Source organism: Candidatus Amarolinea dominans (assembly GCA_016719785.1).
Lineage (GTDB): Bacteria > Chloroflexota > Anaerolineae > SSC4 > Amarolineaceae > Amarolinea > Amarolinea dominans.
The window spans coordinates 256,273-272,646 of sequence record JADJYJ010000001.1; the positions used below are offsets into that span (position 1 = coordinate 256,273).

The following is a 16,374-nucleotide window of genomic DNA, read 5'->3' on the forward strand; positions in this document are numbered from 1 at the left end:
GTATCGCTCATGGCCGTCCCCGAGGGCAGACACAGCCCATCCCGAAAGAGTGCCTCGGCCCCCCTACCCCCCAATCCTGGGGGAAACACATCCCTCTCCCCCAAAATTGGGGGCCGGGGGGGCAAGCGGATGTCCTGCCGGCCGCCCCCCCCCTACCCCCCGATCCTGGGGGAAACACATCCCTCTCCCCCAAAATTGGGGGCCGGGGGGGGCGTGATGGCGGCCAGGACGTTGCTCAGGCGATAGTTGTAGCCGATCTCCGAGTGCTGGTAGTGCGGCGCGGGATCGCGCGCCTGGGTGGGCAGCTTGCGCGCGTGCTCGATCAAGTCTCTGTCCGCCGAGACCAACATGCCGCCGCCGGAGGTGGTGATGATCTTGTTGCCATTGAAGGAGAAGATGCCGGCCTTGCCAAAGACACCCGGCGACCGGCCCTTGTAGGTGGCGCCCAGGGCCTCGGCCGCGTCCTCGATGACGGGAATGTCACAGCGTGCGCAGACCTCCAGAATGGGGTCGAGATCGGCGCTTTGGCCGTAGAGATGCACGGGAATGACCGCTTTGGGGCGCTTGCCCTGCCGCACCTTGCGCTCGATGGTTTCGATCACCAGGGCCGGGTCGAGGTTCCAGGAGAGGCGCTCACTGTCAATGAAGACCGACTGCAAATGCATAGGTTTCCACACCGGGCAGATGTTGATCTTCTGTGGCTCAAGGGCCAGGTAGAACGTCTCGTTGACTGCACTTCGGGCTTCTCGTTAGCGATTCCAATCCTCGATGGTTAACCCTGGTACCTTCTCGAAATCTCTGCGGTTGCTTGTGACCAACGTCCCCCCAACCGCCAACACGATGGCAGCAATACGCAGGTCTTGAGTGCCAATACGTATCCGCTGATCACGCAGCTTCTGTAACGTCGCCGCCGCTGCCGGTGAAAAAGACAACACATTGACATGCGCAAAATAGCGCACCGTAGCCAGCAGGCGATCATAGGCCAGCAGTAAGTCATCTCCTTCGCTTGCCTGATCGACAGCGGCCAACCGGCCTCTCACTTGTTCGCGCAAGGTGACAACGGTCGTGAAGACCAGATCAGGTGACACGGAAGTAAGTCGCCGCAATACGGACTCTCGCCCCATTTGTTGATGCGTCACCGTATCCGTATCGAGGATATACTGCGGCGTAGTCACTCCACCAGCCTCTCAGCGGCACGCTCAGCATAGATTTCTCGCAACATTGGTTGCAGTGTTGCATCATCGGCAAATAAACCCGCTGTATCCAGCCACGGATTTATTTGCGCGCCTGGAGCCGTCGAGGGGGTAGACACCTCAACGGAAGTCACCTCGATCCCGCGCAGCCAATCTTCGAGCGTTAGTCGCAAACGTTCTAAGGCTTCGTGTCGCGTTCTACCCACCCCCCGACAGTCGGGGACGGCAGGCGCCACAGCAATGTACCTTCCCGTTGAGTTCTGTCGTAACATGACCGTGTATCTCATGGCAAACCTCCAGTTCACGCACCACCAAAAACTGAGTACTCATCCCATTATACGTACCCTAACCCAGCCGGTCAACCGCAGCGAGGCTGTTGCTCTATCTTCTCAGTAACCGCACCGCCGCCGCCACCCGGGTCAGATCGGCCTCGCTCAGGTTGGAGCCGGAGGGGAGACAGAGACCGTGTCCAAACAGGGTTTCCGCCACGCGCGCCCCTACCCCCCAATCCTGGGGGAAACACATCCCTCTCCCCCAAAATTGGGGGCCGGGGGGGCAAGCGCCAGCCAGGGCATGGCGGTAGAACGCGAAGACCTCTCGTTTGCGCTGCACTCTTTGCTCCAGGACGCGCAACTGGCCGCGGCCGATGGCGGCCAGGACATTGCTCAGGCGGTAGTTTTCGAGGCGAAGGTTTCCTGGACGAACTGCTGCTCCAGGCCGGACATGTGGGGAAGGGAGAGGGAGATACACGTCAGAGGTCAGAGGTCAGATTGGCTCTGTCGCCAAGTTCTAATCAGGTCCTGTAACGTACGCGCCATCTGAACTAGTCGCTGCGCCGACTGCAGCGCATCTTCGGCAGTCTGCCTGGTAAACAAGTCCCAGGGCAGCGTGTAACTCGCTTCATCACCATAGTCCGTGAGGAAATGCGCCTCTGTGCCAAGAATGTATACTGCAAGCAGACACGAATTGCGCCTGTTTCCGCAGGCAGAAGAGTGAAGTCTATTCCCGCTTACAAGTGTACGATTCGATCTCCCTGGCAAGATCCTATTCTAGCTAAGTTCTTGGCCAAGTCAAGGATGCGAGACTGCTGGTTCCGAATAGAAGATGGAGGGTCAGGCGAAGACGGCGGCGAGGGTGCGCAGGATGAGGGCGAGGTCGCTGAGCAGGGTGCGCCGGGCAAAGTAGGCCAGGTCGAGGGCCAGGTCGAGGGCCAGGTCGAGGGCCAGGTCGAGGGCCAGTTTGTCGGGGAGGACGCGGGTGCGGTAGTGAGTCTCCCAATCCCCGCCGGCCAGCAACTGTTCCTCGTGACGGTAGGCCAGGGAGGCGGGGCTGGTGATGCCGGGGCGCACGGACAGGACGCGGCGCTGTTCGGGGGTCAGGAGAGTGTCACGCATGGATGACAGTATCAATCGTGTTGACGCTACGCTGCAGTTCGGCTTTCACAGCAGGCGTTCAACTTCTGCAAGCAAAAATGGCAGGTTAGGGCGGTGAAAGCCGAGCTGCAAAGCTGGTATCCGGTGGTGCTTGATATCCGGCGGCACATGTTGGTGATATGGTTTGACTATAAGCTTCGACAGACGACAGCATCGTCATGCGCCCGTGGAAAGGGGAACCGGGCGCCAGGCGCGCTTCAGATCAGGCAGCGAAATACCGGTCTGCTTCTGCGCCTTCTTAAGTGTTTCGCGGACAGCGACTTCGTATAGCTGCTCGCGATGCTGCTTGATCTCGTAGCAGGCAGCCCAGTCACTATAATCCCGCGTCTGCAGTGAATCCTCGTCATGCAATTGACCCGCCTCATACAATTCGAGAAAATAGCGAGTCCGCAGACCATAACGTGATTCATAGTGCCAGAGCTCTTCATCCATTGCATGAATGTCTTGAACAACCTCTGTCAACGTCATCTGTTCCATCGGCATGCCTCCCATCATCGTGCGTGACAGTTGCTATTATACGCGCAGTAGCTTGTCACGTCAACCGAACGGCCGATTCCAGCACGATCCGGCCGAAAACCCGCTTCCCCGATCTTGACCAGGATCGGGTAGACCTCCAGCATTTCCTGGACCTGGCGCGGCGTCGCTGGGCGGTCAAGCAGGTGGATCATCGTTTCATCTATCTCCTGTCTCCATGGCCCAATCTCACCATAAGGCTACCCACTGACTTTTCAGGTCAGCGATTGAGGAGAGTGTCATGCGACGGCCGTTACCGTCGCACGCCCCGCACCACCTCCACCACCCGCGCCAGATCGGCCTCGCTCATGGCGGCGCCGGAGGGCAGGCACAGCCCATCGCGGAACAACGCCTCGGCCACACTTCTCCCCTCCCTCGCAGGGAGGGGCCGGGGGAGGGTCACCTCGCAATCCCGGAACACCGGCATGCAGGTGCATGGGCTTCCACAGACCGCCCGCCACCAGCGCCTGCCCCGCCGCCAGGCCATCCATATGAATCTTGCCATTGCCCCACGTCAGGCATATAATAAGGAATGAGAATTAAATAAGTGTCTGCTTTGGTGCTGTCTGTATGCTCAGAATTTGCTCGGAACTGGACAGTTAAAAAATTCTCATTCCTAAGTCCGCAAAGAAAATTCGGCATGAGCGAGAGAAAAAAGTGATCCATCGAACTCTGTACCTGAAAGGTGGTGTTGCCCAATGCCTGTAATGATCGCCATTCCTGATGAACTGGTTGTGCAAGTCAAATCCGCTGCCCATGCGAAGGAGTTGGACAAGTTCGTCATCAACGCCGCACGCAAGGAAGTGCGGCACATTCGCGCACGCCAATTGCGCGAAGAATACGAGCGGACTCACCGCCATCGTGTACCGCGCCAAGTCTACGAAACAACCCTGACCCAAGTCGTTGCGTTTGAAACCAAGTACGGGCTATCGTCCGAACAATTTCTCCAAGACTTTGAGGCGGGGATTATTGACGAAGACCCCACGGACTGGGTCGCCTTTTATCGTTGGCGGACAATGGCTTACGGGTTGCAACACATGGAAAAAGAATACGGCTTCCAGCGTGAGGCGAAAGCCAGTGGCATCTGAAAAACTTGCCGACTACTATTGGGACATCTACGCCCTCGTCTTCGAGAGCAACGACATCCTGGTGCTTGATGACCCCGAATTTGCAATTTCGGACAGCGACACCGTCATTATCGAGCAGTCCATCCATGCCGTCTTGCCTTTTCGAGATCGCTCTCGGCTATTTGCCGAAATCCGGTTGGCTGCGAACGGTGAGACTTTTGAGGAGCGGTATGCCTATATCTACTACGACGCTGGAGGCAAGCGAATCTTGCAATACGACAACCGCGACCATCACCCGGAAATCTCAACTCATCCACATCATATGCATAAAGGACCAATTCCCATTACTGGCGGGAAAGACCGTGCATGGCCGACGGATATTAATTTTGTAGGTTTCGAGACGGTGTTACAACAAATACGAGAGCGTTTCTTTTCCCGATGAGAGTTTTTCAGGTGCAGACTCACCTGTCCGTGAGAATATCCCCGCCTGACCAGGCGCTGGTCGAGATGAGAACGATGCGCCTGCAAGATGTTCTGGCGCCGGATCGCCCGCCGCCGCAGCGTCATGGTTTCGACAAGCTCAACCCAAGTCAACCTACCAGCTATAGCTATTCAGATAATCATTCGGGTGTGTTCAAATCCAGTTGGTCCGACCCCCCAGAATTGGGGGTCGGGGGGCAAGCGCCAGCCAGCGCGTGCCGCGGCCCCAGGGCGCCTCGGGCATGAAGGCGATACCGGGCAGGTCAGCCAGGGCGTGACGGTAGAAGCAGTTACGGCTAAGTCAAGGATGCGAGACTGCTGGTTCCGAATAGAAGATGGAGGGTCAGGCGAAGACGGCGGCGAGGGTGCGCAGGATGAGGGCGAGGTCGCTGAGCAGGGTGCGCCGCGTAAGATAGGCCAGGTCAAGGGCCAGTTTGTCGGGGAGGACGCGGGTGCGGTAGTGGGTCTCCCAGTCCTCGCCGGCCAGCAACTGTTCCTCGTGACGGTAGGCCAGGGAGGCCGGGCTGGTGATGCCGGGGCGCACGGACAGGACGCGGCGCTGTTCGGGGGTGTAGAAGGCGACGTAGCGTGGATCCTCCGGCCGCGGACCGACCAGGCTCATGTCGCCGACCAGGACGTTGATCAACTGCGGCAGTTCGTCCAGTTTGGCCCGGCGCAGGAAACGCCCCACGCGGGTGATGCGTGGATCGCCAGTGGCGGTGATGCCCGGCCCCTGGCGGTCCGTGCCGACAATCATGCTGCGGAATTTGTAGAGGCGGAAGGGCCGGCCATCCTGGCCGACGCGCACGGCCCGATAGAACACGGGACCGGGTGAGGTCAGCTTGATCCAGAGAGCGATCCAACAAAACAGCGGCGAGAGGAGCATCAACCCCACCGCCGCTGCGACAACGCTCACCTATCTTCCGCCGCGCGACCGGGGGAGGGCAACGCAACGGCCGCTACCGTCTCCCCACCCGGAATTGCAGGTGCATCAATCATCTCACAGGGGCCTGCTTAAGCTCTCCCGGCGCCACACCAAGACGCATAGCCCGAGGCACAGCAAGGGTATACTCAGAACGCTGGCCAGACCGTTCCCCGCCGCATCGAGCGTCCAGAGCAAGGCCAGGATCGCGCCCGCGGCGGCCAGCCCGATGTAGAGCAGCGTGACCGTGCGATGGCGATACCCGGCGATGACCAGCCGTTGGTAGAGGTGAGATCGGTGGGCGGCGAAGACGTTTTCGCGATGGCGGAGACGCCGGAGAAAGGTGAACGCGGCGTCGAAGACGAAAGGCCAGACGAGCAGCACGCCGGCTACGGCCAGCAAGCAGAAGTCGCTGACGAGCAGGTAGCGGTTGCGCAGTGGACGGGCCAAGAGCAGCTTTATTACGAATGCGCCACGGATCGGATCACGGAAACAACGCGTTCTAACTCGGCCGCGGTCAGGCTCGACCCCGAGGGCAAGCACAACCCATCCCAGAACAGCGCCTTAGCCACGCGGCGGCCGACGTGCTCACAACTCGCGAAGACCGGCTGCACATGCATGGGCTTCCAAACGGGGCGGGATTCGATGTCTTCGGCTTCCAGGGCCAAGCGAATGGCCCCTCGGTCAAACGCCGAACTGGGCCGGACCAACGGTGATGCAGGTGAGCCAGCGGGTGCAGTGTCTCCGAGGTCCTCTGCGGACACAAGATGGATGCGGCGCAAGGTCTGAAGATAGGAAAGAGACGCAGGTCACTTACCTTATGCCGAAGGTCGGCGCCCTGTTGCCTGCGCTGTCAGTAGCGCCAAATACCTTTCCTGAGCAGCGATCGTTTTTTGGAGTTCAGCATTTTGCTGCTCAAGAAGACGGATTTTCTCCTCGAAGACCCTCTGAAGACGCTGCGCCAGGCGATGCGTCACCAACTGAGACCGGTTGAGCCGCAACAGTGCGATGTGAAAGACGCCCGTAGGAGTCAACCCATGAAGATAGCCGGTGTTCTCATCCGTGACCACGTGGCCAGCGATATCGTCAACGCCAGGATGCAAGATGCGCCGCCCGTCAGCCAAATCAGTGCTGTCTGGCCAGAAATCCCCCTTGTACTGATTGCACCGAACACAAGCATAGACCAGGTTGTCCCAGTCGTCACTGCCACCTGCCGCGCGCGGTCGATAGTGGTCGAGGGTAAGCTCGCCGCCCACAGTAATCTCGATTACACCGCAGTAGCCGCAAGCTCTTTGAAAGCGCTCTCTAACAGCTTCAAATAGGGGATAGCGCATAACCCTGGCCGCTCAATTCACGCCCTGTCAATGCCATATAGGCGCCTTCCAGTGTCCAAATCTGGCGATCCAGGCGACGGCTTTTGGCCTGAAGCTGGGCATGGGTCGTTTCCAAACTTTCCACTTCAGTTCTGAGCCTACGCAACAGCGTCAGATTGCTATTCTCCCCCGGCGTCTGTCCCTCTTCGGCATCCAAATCCGTCACCCCTGCCGTATAGATAGCCTGCTCGGCTGCGCCCAACTCCTCTCCTTTGGCAACTCGCAAATGCAGTTGCCACCATCGCTCATATGTCGTCTGATCCATTTTACAAGCTCCTGGGTACATGCTCCTTTTTGACCGTTGCGGCAGGCTGACGCATACGTTTTGCCTATCAACTTGCACTACAGCACGCAACAGAGGGTTATGCTCATATTGCTGTGCGCTAACATAACTCCTCCATCGCATCCATTATACCCGCTCTGGCCCAGCCGGTCAATCACACCGGGCCAGCCATGGATCCTATTCCCTCAGCGACCTGACGACCGCCGCCACACGAGCCAAATCGGCTTCGCTCATCGCCGTCCCCGACGGCCGGCACAGCTCGGAGCCGATGGAGCCGCTTGCGCCGGTGACGAGCACGCGCTTGCCCCGCAACATGCCGCTCACCGCGCTGACGTCGGTGCGCACCGGTTCGCGGCGCCTGGATCACGAAGCCACGAAGCGCGAAGCACGCGAAGCCTGAACGCGCCAGCTTCGTGGTTTTCGCGCTTCGTGATCTTCGCCCTATTTCGTGCCTTCGTGATCCGAATACCTCGGATGATGCGCGCCTGTACGCCCGCCTCGTCGCAGATGCGCACGATGTCGCGAATCTCCACCCCCCGCGCGGTGGGCATGGCGATGATCACCTGCCTGACCTGGTACTTCTTGACCGCGTCGGGGAGCGCATGGCGGTCGCCCAACACTGGTACGCCGTGGATCTTCACGTCGTGCTTGCCCAGGTCGTCGTCCAGGAAGCCGACCGGCTCCAGGCCCAGGTGCGGGTTGCTCTTAAGCTCGCGCACGATCATGGCGCCCGCGTCGCCCGCACCCATGATGAGCACCGGCTGGGGAGGATGCTCGGTTCCCCGTCCGTTGGAACGCTTACGGCCGATGGCACGGGCCGCCAGCCGCGCGGCAAAGCGCGGGCCGGCCGTGGCGACCAGCGCCAGGAGCAGAAAGATGAGGGGAATCGAACGCGGCAGGGGCGGATCACCGGGCAGGAATTGGACAACCGCCAGGCTGATGGCCCCCACCAACAGAACGGCGATCGTGACCGCGCCGGCCAACAAGAGCAGTTCCTCGACCGAGGCATAGCGCCAGTAACGCGAGTAGACCCCGGCGCGGCGAAAAACCAACGGTGTGATGACCAGCGCCAGGGCGGTGAAGAGCAGGAAGCCCGGCCAATGCGCGCCCAAGTCGAGCGTCTCCAGCCGCAGCACGTAGCTGGCGTAAGCAACTACGGCCAGCAAGCAGAAGTCGCTGGCGAGCAGGTAGCGGTTGCGCAGTGGACGGGCCACGAGCAGCTTCATTACGGATACGCCACGGATCGAATCACTGAGACGATACGGTCAAGCTCTGCGTCAGTCAGCGCCGTGCCAGAGGGCAGGCACAGACCATCGCGGAACAGCGCCTCGGCCACGGCGCCCCAACCCCCAATCCTGGGGGAGAAACCAAGCTGCTGGCGAGAATTCCCCCCAGAGTTGGGGGGTAGGGGGGCGGTGCATCGGCTTCCAAACGGGACGGGCCTCGATGTTTTCCGCTTCCAGGGCCAAACGAATCGCCTCTCGGTCAGCGCCGAACTGAGCCGGATCAACGGTAATCACCGTCAGCCAGCGGTTGCAACGGCCCCACGGCGCCTCGGGCATGAAGGCGATGCCGGGCAGGTCGCCCAGAGCCTGGTGGTGTAGACTCGCCCCGGCGCCCGGAACCGCGAGGCATGCCATTACAAGGCGCGTAGGGCCGGCCCCGCCAGTCTAGCGCGCCAGGCTCTTGTAAACGCCCCCTCTGGGGCCGATCTCCACGACCAAAACGATGAGCCTATCATCTTCCAACCGGTAAATAATGCGCCAGTCCCCCACACGCAGCCGGTATAGATCATAGCCGGTTAGCCGTTCGCTGCCCGGGGGATGCGGGTCGGTTTCCAGCCGGTCAATGGCCTTGCCAAGCCGTTGGCGCAAGTCTTTCGGCAACTTGGCCAAGAGCTTTTCAGGATCGCGGAGGACGATCACGTGCCAGGTTTCAGGCATCGAGTAACCCGTCGCGAATCATTTCGGCCTTGATTTCGGCCCAGGGGCGCCCCAGGCTGGGATCACGCTGCCAGGCCGCATAGGCCGCCTGGCAGCGCCGAGCCGCCCGCAACTCGTCCAACTCTTCCTGTAGCGCCAGAAAGTCGGCATAAGGGATCACCGCTGCAATGGGGCGCCCGTTGCGCTCTATAACGGTATCCCCGCCCCCCGTATGCGCGGCGTCGAGCAGGTCGCGCCAGTTCTGACGGGCAGTCTTGCTGTTGATCGTTTGAGTTACCAGCATGTCATCACCTCAAAGGGTACACTATGCACACTTTACTCTCATTTGAGTCGGCTGTCAAATCCTGGAATACGCTCAATGGGTCTACGGTGCTAACCTTTCAAGGCAGCGCTGGGGGAAGGGTCACGTGACGACGGCTACCGTCGCACGCCCCGTATGACCGCCGCCACCCGGTCGAGGTCCGCAGCGGTGAGCGCCGTGCCCGAGGGCAGACAGAGGCCAGCGCGGAACAGCGCCTCGGCCACGCTGCCGCCGACGACTTCGCAGCCATGGAACACCGGTTGTAGGTGCATGGGCTTCCACAGGGGGCGGGATTCGATGTTCTCGGCCTCCAGCGCCAGGCGGATATCCTCACGGGTTGCGCCGAAGCGAACCGGGTCCACGGTGATGCAGGTGAGCCAGCGCGTGTTGCGGCCCCACGGCGCTTCAGGCATCAGGCAAACGCCAGATAATCGGGCGGGGCATATAAGTGGCGGCGACGCAAAGGCTCAGGTGCAGCATCCCGACACAAGTCGCGCAAGCGCCGCATATGAGTCGCTGATTTCAATAAATAGCGCGGCGGTTCCATTGGCCCGACTTGCCGCGTCCAGGTTGGCGCTGATTGCTGCGTGCGCAACGCGAAAAGTTCCAAAAGGGCCGCTGCCACCACCAAGGTCGGTTCATCTGCCTCTGGCCGCGCGATCTCCGCTAACACAGGCCGGTTACGCAAAAACTCCTGAACCAGCGCGCGCGTCAACAAGTTGTCGTCGCGGAGGATTGCCTCAGCAATCTGTTCAATCGTTATCATAGACGGACTCCCAGAGGTCGAGAAATGCATAGCGAGCCTACATATCCAGGGAATTACAAATCGCCTGCTCGATCAGTCGCAGGAAACGGGGTGACAGAATGCCAATCCTGGTTGTCAATCGCTGTTTGTCCATCGCTCGAATTTGCTCTGCAAGCGCCTTCGAGTCTTCTGTCAAACCACCTTCGCCCCACGGAATCAACACATGACTTGGCGACAGGCGAATCACATTGGTCGTTAGCGGCACCACGATGACCAGTTGACTACGTTGATTGATCACATCATTGGACATAACGACGACAGGTCTCGTCTTTTGGATTTCAACACCGATCGTTGGGTCCAGATTGGCCCAGAAGACATCACCACGTTGGACAAGCGAGGTCATGAGACACCGTCAGCCGCTGCTTCAGCATCCGCAAATGCGAAATCGGTCAGTATAGCAAGCTCCTCATCCTCGTCCTCCACCGCGCGCATGGCATAATAGCTTTCGTATGCCTGTTGGCGTTGGGATCGTTCCAGACTCTGGGCATAGGTCTCCAGCAAAAAAGTCACCAATTCTCGCGCCGGAACCGGCGCAAGAACACGCGCCCGACGCAAGAGGGCAACAGGAAGATCAATCTGTATACTTGCCTGCATTGTCATTCGATCTATCTCCATGACGCAATCTCACTATGAATCCACCTAATTGCCGAACGATAAAGCCGGTCGGGAAGTTGTAAAGTCACCTGATGCCGGAGAGAAAGCAATTCGTCAGTCATCAAGCCCGCGCAATTCTTGCAGTTGTCGTTCCATGGTTACCATGCCCCCGACCGCAGTTTCCCAAGCCATGGCATCCTGCTCCACTTCCCAACTGTAATCTCGTTGGCGTGGGATACGGCGAGTCAGGAATTCGTCAAAAGTCATGCCGTACTTGCGCGCCAGGGCCAGGTCGGTACGCCGGTACTGCGCCGATCGTCGCAGGTGTTCAGCCTCGATAAGTTGCCGCACCTTAGCATCCAGGCTCTGGCTGCCCGGAATAGTTGCGCGCAAGAATTCCTGTGTTTGCTCCATCAACTCAGCGACACCCATCTGTCACCTCTCAAATTTCTCCAGGCTGCATAGGCCGATCATGGTCCAGATCTATGCGGTAAGGAATGAGAATTTTTTAACTGTCCAGTTCCAAGCAAATTCTGAGCATACAGACAGTATCAAATCGGACAGTTGTTTAATTCTCATTCCTAACCGCGCCGGCAAAGCCGTTCAAGGGATTGCATCCTGCTCAATGTTTGTCCGCCCAGACTCATTTCGGCGCGCCTCCGCTCATCAAGCTTGTCTGATTCTACATCATTCCGCCCAGTGTTGCCAATCTGTTACGCGGTTTCGCGGTTTCAGCGTCCACTCCCCTGGCGGGGACTTACGCTGCCGGACCCAGCGGCGCGATCGGGTTGGAGGCGAGGACCTCCTGGACGAATAGCCATGAGGCTCGAACTTCAATCGGGAGTCAATTGTTGCTGTGCAGCCCGCTCGCAGCCGACTACGCCGCGCCACAGGCCGACGCAAAGCAGCGGCAACGCGAGGATCACCGCCCCAGCGCTGACCAGGCTGCCAACGCGCCACAGGACCGCCCAGAGAAGGCCCACAGCGGCCAGACCGATGTAGCGCAGGGAACAGCCTCGCCTATCTCCCTATCCCCGCGTCCCCGCGTCACCCCCACCCCGCGTCCCGCACCACTCGCGCCAGGTCGGCTTCGTTCAGGGCGGCGCCGGAGGGGAGGCAGAAGCCATGCTGAAACAGGGCGGCAGCCACGTCGCCGCCCACGACCTGGCGGCAGAACGGCGAGATTCAAAAGAGTTATGAGGCACAGAAACCAGACCACGATGCCTAATCACGCGCCTGAAGCATCCCGAATATTTCCAAAGCCTCCAAACGTTGCGGATCTGCGCGCTCGACATAGGTCAATTGCGATCCAAAGGTCGCATGCACCCGTGCCGAGAAATTCAGAATGTCCACAGTGACCACACGCCGCGTATCGGTCTGATAACGCACCCAAATCTCATCAGCCGCCTCTTCCGCTACAGCCGGTTGCGACTTTCTGGTAAACGAAAAAGTCAGAATATCACCTTCCCGGTCATAGCGAACAGCGATCAACTCCCTCAAGTCTCCGTTTCCGGCCATAGCTGCTCTCCTCTGGCATAGACGGTGCGGCTCAAATATAGCGTACTCACGTACCCCTTGATGCCTTTCGGTTCATTCACATATTTTACTACAACTACCAGATGCTTACCAGCGAAAGCGTCCCGTCCTGCAGACAAACGATAGAACAGCCGAGAACGCTGATCGCGAGTACTCTGGAACACGTAGTCAGGTCTTTCGATAGCCTGACGCACATCTTCAAGATAGTCCTGAATCTCTGGATGTTCCCCAGGCTCGCTATTGCCGGCCTTGGCTTGCCAGGTGGCGCGACTTAGGGCTACAGCCGTATTGCTGTAGTCGATAACTTCAAAAACACAGTCACTGTCGGGAAGTACCGCCATAGAATTCTCAATTACCCCGAGGGCAGAGGACAGAGATCGGAAACCGGAGACCGGAGATCGGAGACCGGAGACCAGAGACCGGAGACCGGAGATCGGAGACCGGAGATCGGAGATTGGAGACCGGAGACCGGAGACCGGAGACCGGAGACCGGAGACCGGAGACCGGAGACCGGAGACCGGAGACCGGAGACCGGAGACCGGAGACCGGAGACCGGAGATCGGAGACCGGAGACCGGAGACCGGAGACCGGAGACCGGAGACCGGAGACCGGAGATCGGAGATTGGAGACCGGAGACCGGAGACCGGAGATCAGAGGTCGGAGATTGGAGATCGGGGGCGGAGCGTAGGGGGGAGGTTGGTTGAGGGGGAGGGCGTGGCGCGAGGGGGAGGGTAGGTCAAGGGTCAGGTCGGGGGGTGGGTTGAATGGAGCGACCGCACCACCTCCACCACCCGCGCCAGATCGGCCTCGCTCATGGCCGTCCCCGACGGCAGGCACAGCCCGTCCCGGAACAACGCCTCGGCCACACTTCTCCCCTCCCTCGCAGGGAGGGGCCGGGGGAGGGTCACCTCGCACCCCTGAAAGACCGGCTGCAGGTGCATCGGCTTCCACAGCGGCCTCGACTCGATGTCCTGCCGCTCCAGCGCCAGGCGGATGTCTTCGCGTGTGGCGGCCCCCCTACCCCCCAATCCTGGGGGAAACACATCCCTCTCCCCCAAAATTGGGGGCCGGGGGGCGTGATGACGGTCAGCCAGGGCATGGCGGTAGAACGCGAAGATTTCCCGTTTGCGCTGCACTCTTTGATCCAACACGCGCATTTGCCCGCGGCCGATGGCGACCAGGACGTTGTTGAGGCGGTAGTTTTCGAGGCGAAGGTTTCCTGGACGAACTGCTGTTCCAGGCCGGACATGTGGGGAAGGGAGAGGTAGATACACGGTTGGGACGATAACCGAGATCACGCAGCGACCATCAATCTTTCACCCGGCGTGCGCAGCGTGCTCTTGAACAGTTCAGCAAGGAATTCGCTGGCGTCCAGGATTTCCAATACGAGCAGCCGGCCATTCTGACTGAAATGGGCGATGAAGTCACCTACCTGTTCGGCGTGGTCAATGATGCCAGTCTCCGCCGTCTCAATCATTAGGATGTCCTCGAATCGATCGTAGCTAAGTTTCATACCGCTATCCAGTAATTCAGACATTGAAGGCACCCATGAACTCTTCCGCAATAGCCTGCCCCGGCTGGCTGATCCCTTCACGCTTGAGAATCTTCCACACGGTCAAAGCGATGATCTTCAGGTCGAGCCACAGAGACAGGTTATTCACATACCACATATCCAGTTCGAACCTTTGCTCCCAGGTCAGCGCGTTGCGGCCGTTGACCTGCGCCCAGACGATGACGCCGGGGCGCACTTCGTGACGACGGGCCTGCTCGGGGGTGTAACGGTTCAGGTACCGAATCAGCAGCGGCCGGGGCCCAATCAGGCTCATGTCCCCGCGCAGCACGTTCCACAGTTCTGGCAGCTCGTCGAGGCTGGTGGAGCGCAGGAAGCGGCCGAAGGGGGGCAGGCGCTCGGCGTCGGGCAGCAGGTTGCCCTGGCTGTCCCGGGCGTCGGTCATGGTGCGGAATTTGTAGAGAGTGAAGGGCGCGCCGTGCAGACCGGGCCGCTGCTGGCGAAAAAGCACGGGGGACCCCAGTTTGAAACGTACCAGCACACCCAGCACAGCCAACGCCGGGCTGAGCAGTATCAACTTCGCGCCATTTGTGGCTGCTTTTCCCTTACAGGGCAAAAACACGAAAGCCCTGATTGCCAAAGCAGTAGATGACAAAGAGGGCAACCTGCGCCTCGGGGTACTCCTGGCGCAGACCCTGGGCATAGCCCTCGATCTGCGCGCTGTCCCCGGCTGGCAGGACAAAGCTCTCGATGCTGACCTTCTCCGCTTGCAGCCTGCTGTTGGAGATGTACTTGAACTCGATCACCCAGCGCAACCCGGCAAACTTCTCGTGATACTTGCCGACAAATTCCAAATCACTCTTACCTTGTGGATAAGAGCGTTCCACATTCCAGGTGAACCAACGCGAGAGGTAACGGCTGCACAATTCAAAGAAGGTTGTCCGGTAGAAGTTCTCATTCACCTGTTGGAAGATCGCTTCCGGCAGTTGGGAAATATAGTGGGTCCAGTACCCGGCGAACAGGCGCTCCAGATTCGGCTCGTTGACAAAAGTCTGCATCACCTCGGCATAGCGGGTGGAGACATCAATCTGGTGCAACTCGTTGAAATACTCCACAAAGATCTGGCGCAAGTTGAGGTTGGGCAAACGCAGGTTGAAGTCATCCTCTTTGGTCAGCATGCCCAGGTAGAAAAAGGAGATGGGGAAAAAACTGGGGTTGAAGAACTGCGAGACATCAAACTTCTCAATCAGAAAGACCTCGTCATAGCGGATGCGATTGCGCAGGGTGAGCTGATCGACAAAGGCTGCGGTCAATTGCGGGTTCGAGGCTGTCAGACGGCGCACCCACGCCAGATCCACCTTCAAATTGAGATCGATCAGACGCTTGGGAAACTCTCTGTACTGGACAAAATAGCGCAGGAAGTAGATGAGAATCGTGGAGTTGTAGAGCGCCTCGCCCTCGGGATCCACAAAGTGATAGCCGTTGTAGTTGCTCTTGATCAGCGCATCCACTTCCTTGCGCGTGGCCGGGTCCAGTTCGTGTTCCCGGTAAATCTCATCGAGTAGCTGGTCGACTTCAGCCTGGGTGAAGCCCAGCATACATTCAAAGGCTGGCTCCAAAGTCAGAAAGGTGGCGATGTTGAAGGCCGAGGCCAACTCGTCGATGGTGATGGGCAGAACGCCAGTGATAAAGAGGTTGGCAATCGCCCCCCGCTCCCGCCCCGCCTTCAGTGTCTTGAAAAAGGTCTTGAGAAAACCATCGGCGGCCGTCAACTCCTGGTAGTGCAGATCCCGGTTGCCCGTAATCAACTGATTGGCAAAGTTGTCATACTCGTCAATGATCACATAGACCGGCGGCAGGCGGTTGCTGTGGATGTATGTCAACAGTTTTTCCAGATTGTCGGAGACCGCATCTGCCATACCCAGCGCCGGCATTTCACCCAACAGGCTGGGATAGAGCGTGCGCAGCGCGTCCAGGGTAGTGTTGCAATGGTTCTTGAAGCTATGTTCGATCTCTCCCACCGTCCTACCCACGTGTACCACCGAAAAATTGAAAAAGAGCAGGATGTATTGGTTGTGGCTGGGCGTGGGGTGCTGGCCGATCCAGGTCTGTCCGAAGAGTTCGTCAAAGTGGGCGGCCTCGTTCCGATCGTAGTAGTAGCGCAGGAGGGAGCAGAAGAGGGATTTGCCGATGCGCCGGGGACGCAGAAAGACCGGGTTTTCGATCCCCTCCAGTTTGGCAATGTAGGCGGTCTTGTCGACAAAATAGCCATCTTTGCGCACAATGGCCGCATAGTTCGATTCGCCGTAGATCACCCGTCGCTTCATCGTCCCTCCTCTGTCATGTGTCGTAGCCACCCGCCCCCTGACCCCCCAATTCTGGGGGAAATACATCCTTCTCCCCCAAAATTGGGGGGGCCAG

The 16,374-nt window shown here is 59.3% G+C and carries 25 protein-coding genes and 3 pseudogenes; 2 read left to right on the top strand and 26 right to left on the bottom strand.

Annotated elements, in window-relative coordinates:
• Positions 1 to 152: 152 nt before the first annotated feature.
• The 6 genes and pseudogenes from IPM84_01145 to IPM84_01170 form a co-directional block, all read right to left on the bottom strand.
• Positions 153 to 665, bottom strand: coding sequence for a DegT/DnrJ/EryC1/StrS family aminotransferase (locus IPM84_01145; GenBank protein MBK9091392.1), 513 nt, complete (start codon positions 663 to 665; stop codon positions 153 to 155).
• A gap of 84 nt (positions 666 to 749) precedes the next feature.
• Positions 750 to 1,124, bottom strand: coding sequence for a type II toxin-antitoxin system VapC family toxin (locus tag IPM84_01150; GenBank protein MBK9091393.1), 375 nt, complete (start codon positions 1,122 to 1,124; stop codon positions 750 to 752).
• Positions 1,125 to 1,574: 450 nt separating this feature from the next.
• Positions 1,575 to 1,871: pseudogene (locus tag IPM84_01155) on the bottom strand (DegT/DnrJ/EryC1/StrS aminotransferase family protein).
• A 434-nt stretch (positions 1,872 to 2,305) separates the two neighbouring features.
• Entirely contained in the window at positions 2,306 to 2,587 is a 282-nt protein-coding gene (locus IPM84_01160; protein MBK9091394.1) for a sugar transferase, read from the bottom strand.
• 195 nt (positions 2,588 to 2,782) lie between these two features.
• Complete coding sequence (locus IPM84_01165; GenBank protein MBK9091395.1) at positions 2,783 to 3,103, bottom strand: hypothetical protein; 321 nt, start codon at positions 3,101 to 3,103, stop codon at positions 2,783 to 2,785.
• Positions 3,104 to 3,117: 14 nt separating this feature from the next.
• A complete protein-coding gene (locus IPM84_01170; protein MBK9091396.1) occupies positions 3,118 to 3,294 on the bottom strand; it encodes a hypothetical protein in 177 nt (58 codons plus the stop codon).
• A 543-nt stretch (positions 3,295 to 3,837) separates the two neighbouring features.
• Between IPM84_01170 and IPM84_01175 the strand changes: the two genes are divergently transcribed.
• Both IPM84_01175 and IPM84_01180 read left to right on the top strand, forming a co-directional pair.
• Complete coding sequence (locus tag IPM84_01175) at positions 3,838 to 4,227, top strand: hypothetical protein (GenBank protein MBK9091397.1); 390 nt, start codon at positions 3,838 to 3,840, stop codon at positions 4,225 to 4,227.
• On the top strand, positions 4,217 to 4,648 hold the full coding sequence (locus IPM84_01180; protein ID MBK9091398.1) for a hypothetical protein: 432 nt from the start codon (positions 4,217 to 4,219) through the stop codon (positions 4,646 to 4,648). The genes IPM84_01175 and IPM84_01180 overlap by 11 nt, the downstream gene beginning before the upstream one ends.
• A 381-nt stretch (positions 4,649 to 5,029) precedes the next feature.
• On the opposite strand, the gene IPM84_01185 is transcribed toward IPM84_01180, so the two are convergent.
• The 20 genes and pseudogenes from IPM84_01185 to IPM84_01280 form a co-directional block, all read right to left on the bottom strand.
• Positions 5,030 to 5,572, bottom strand: a complete 543-nt coding sequence (locus IPM84_01185; GenBank protein ID MBK9091399.1) for a sugar transferase — start codon at positions 5,570 to 5,572, stop codon at positions 5,030 to 5,032.
• 114 nt (positions 5,573 to 5,686) lie between these two features.
• Positions 5,687 to 6,058 (bottom strand): hypothetical protein, encoded by a 372-nt coding sequence (locus IPM84_01190; GenBank protein MBK9091400.1) that lies wholly within the window; start codon positions 6,056 to 6,058, stop codon positions 5,687 to 5,689.
• 11 nt (positions 6,059 to 6,069) lie between these two features.
• Positions 6,070 to 6,421: pseudogene (locus tag IPM84_01195) on the bottom strand (DegT/DnrJ/EryC1/StrS family aminotransferase).
• A 5-nt stretch (positions 6,422 to 6,426) separates the two neighbouring features.
• Positions 6,427 to 6,942: an HNH endonuclease gene (locus tag IPM84_01200; protein ID MBK9091401.1), complete on the bottom strand. Its 516-nt coding sequence runs from the start codon at positions 6,940 to 6,942 to the stop codon at positions 6,427 to 6,429.
• Positions 6,923 to 7,246: a hypothetical protein gene (locus IPM84_01205; protein MBK9091402.1), complete on the bottom strand. Its 324-nt coding sequence runs from the start codon at positions 7,244 to 7,246 to the stop codon at positions 6,923 to 6,925. Before IPM84_01205 ends, IPM84_01200 begins: the two co-directional genes overlap by 20 nt.
• 338 nt (positions 7,247 to 7,584) lie before the next feature.
• Positions 7,585 to 8,478: a hypothetical protein gene (locus IPM84_01210; protein ID MBK9091403.1), complete on the bottom strand. Its 894-nt coding sequence runs from the start codon at positions 8,476 to 8,478 to the stop codon at positions 7,585 to 7,587.
• 456 nt (positions 8,479 to 8,934) lie between these two features.
• A complete protein-coding gene (locus tag IPM84_01215) occupies positions 8,935 to 9,207 on the bottom strand; it encodes a type II toxin-antitoxin system RelE/ParE family toxin (GenBank protein ID MBK9091404.1) in 273 nt (90 codons plus the stop codon).
• On the bottom strand, positions 9,200 to 9,490 hold the full coding sequence (locus tag IPM84_01220; GenBank protein MBK9091405.1) for a type II toxin-antitoxin system Phd/YefM family antitoxin: 291 nt from the start codon (positions 9,488 to 9,490) through the stop codon (positions 9,200 to 9,202). The genes IPM84_01215 and IPM84_01220 overlap by 8 nt, the downstream gene beginning before the upstream one ends.
• Positions 9,491 to 9,624: 134 nt before the next feature.
• A complete protein-coding gene (locus tag IPM84_01225) occupies positions 9,625 to 9,921 on the bottom strand; it encodes a DegT/DnrJ/EryC1/StrS family aminotransferase (GenBank protein ID MBK9091406.1) in 297 nt (98 codons plus the stop codon).
• Positions 9,921 to 10,274 carry a hypothetical protein gene (locus IPM84_01230; protein MBK9091407.1) on the bottom strand — a complete coding sequence of 118 codons (354 nt, stop codon included), beginning with the start codon at positions 10,272 to 10,274 and terminating at the stop codon, positions 9,921 to 9,923. Before IPM84_01230 ends, IPM84_01225 begins: the two co-directional genes overlap by 1 nt.
• Before the next feature lie 37 nt (positions 10,275 to 10,311).
• Positions 10,312 to 10,656: a type II toxin-antitoxin system PemK/MazF family toxin gene (locus IPM84_01235; protein ID MBK9091408.1), complete on the bottom strand. Its 345-nt coding sequence runs from the start codon at positions 10,654 to 10,656 to the stop codon at positions 10,312 to 10,314.
• A complete protein-coding gene (locus IPM84_01240) occupies positions 10,653 to 10,913 on the bottom strand; it encodes a hypothetical protein (GenBank protein MBK9091409.1) in 261 nt (86 codons plus the stop codon). The genes IPM84_01235 and IPM84_01240 overlap by 4 nt, the downstream gene beginning before the upstream one ends.
• A gap of 108 nt (positions 10,914 to 11,021) precedes the next feature.
• On the bottom strand, positions 11,022 to 11,339 hold the full coding sequence (locus tag IPM84_01245) for a hypothetical protein (protein ID MBK9091410.1): 318 nt from the start codon (positions 11,337 to 11,339) through the stop codon (positions 11,022 to 11,024).
• 792 nt (positions 11,340 to 12,131) lie between these two features.
• Positions 12,132 to 12,425 (bottom strand): DUF2283 domain-containing protein, encoded by a 294-nt coding sequence (locus IPM84_01250; GenBank protein ID MBK9091411.1) that lies wholly within the window; start codon positions 12,423 to 12,425, stop codon positions 12,132 to 12,134.
• Positions 12,404 to 12,784: a hypothetical protein gene (locus tag IPM84_01255; GenBank protein MBK9091412.1), complete on the bottom strand. Its 381-nt coding sequence runs from the start codon at positions 12,782 to 12,784 to the stop codon at positions 12,404 to 12,406. The genes IPM84_01250 and IPM84_01255 overlap by 22 nt, the downstream gene beginning before the upstream one ends.
• An 11-nt stretch (positions 12,785 to 12,795) precedes the next feature.
• Positions 12,796 to 13,035, bottom strand: a pseudogene (locus IPM84_01260) (hypothetical protein).
• Between the two features lie 151 nt (positions 13,036 to 13,186).
• The gene (locus IPM84_01265) at positions 13,187 to 13,741 is read right to left on the bottom strand and encodes a DegT/DnrJ/EryC1/StrS family aminotransferase (GenBank protein ID MBK9091413.1); all 555 of its coding nucleotides are present in this window, start codon (positions 13,739 to 13,741) and stop codon (positions 13,187 to 13,189) included.
• A complete protein-coding gene (locus IPM84_01270; protein MBK9091414.1) occupies positions 13,738 to 13,980 on the bottom strand; it encodes a DUF2283 domain-containing protein in 243 nt (80 codons plus the stop codon). Before IPM84_01270 ends, IPM84_01265 begins: the two co-directional genes overlap by 4 nt.
• Positions 13,973 to 14,656 carry a sugar transferase gene (locus tag IPM84_01275; protein ID MBK9091415.1) on the bottom strand — a complete coding sequence of 228 codons (684 nt, stop codon included), beginning with the start codon at positions 14,654 to 14,656 and terminating at the stop codon, positions 13,973 to 13,975. Before IPM84_01275 ends, IPM84_01270 begins: the two co-directional genes overlap by 8 nt.
• Positions 14,559 to 16,280: an AAA family ATPase gene (locus IPM84_01280; protein ID MBK9091416.1), complete on the bottom strand. Its 1,722-nt coding sequence runs from the start codon at positions 16,278 to 16,280 to the stop codon at positions 14,559 to 14,561. Before IPM84_01280 ends, IPM84_01275 begins: the two co-directional genes overlap by 98 nt.
• Between the last annotated feature and the right edge of the window lie 94 nt (positions 16,281 to 16,374).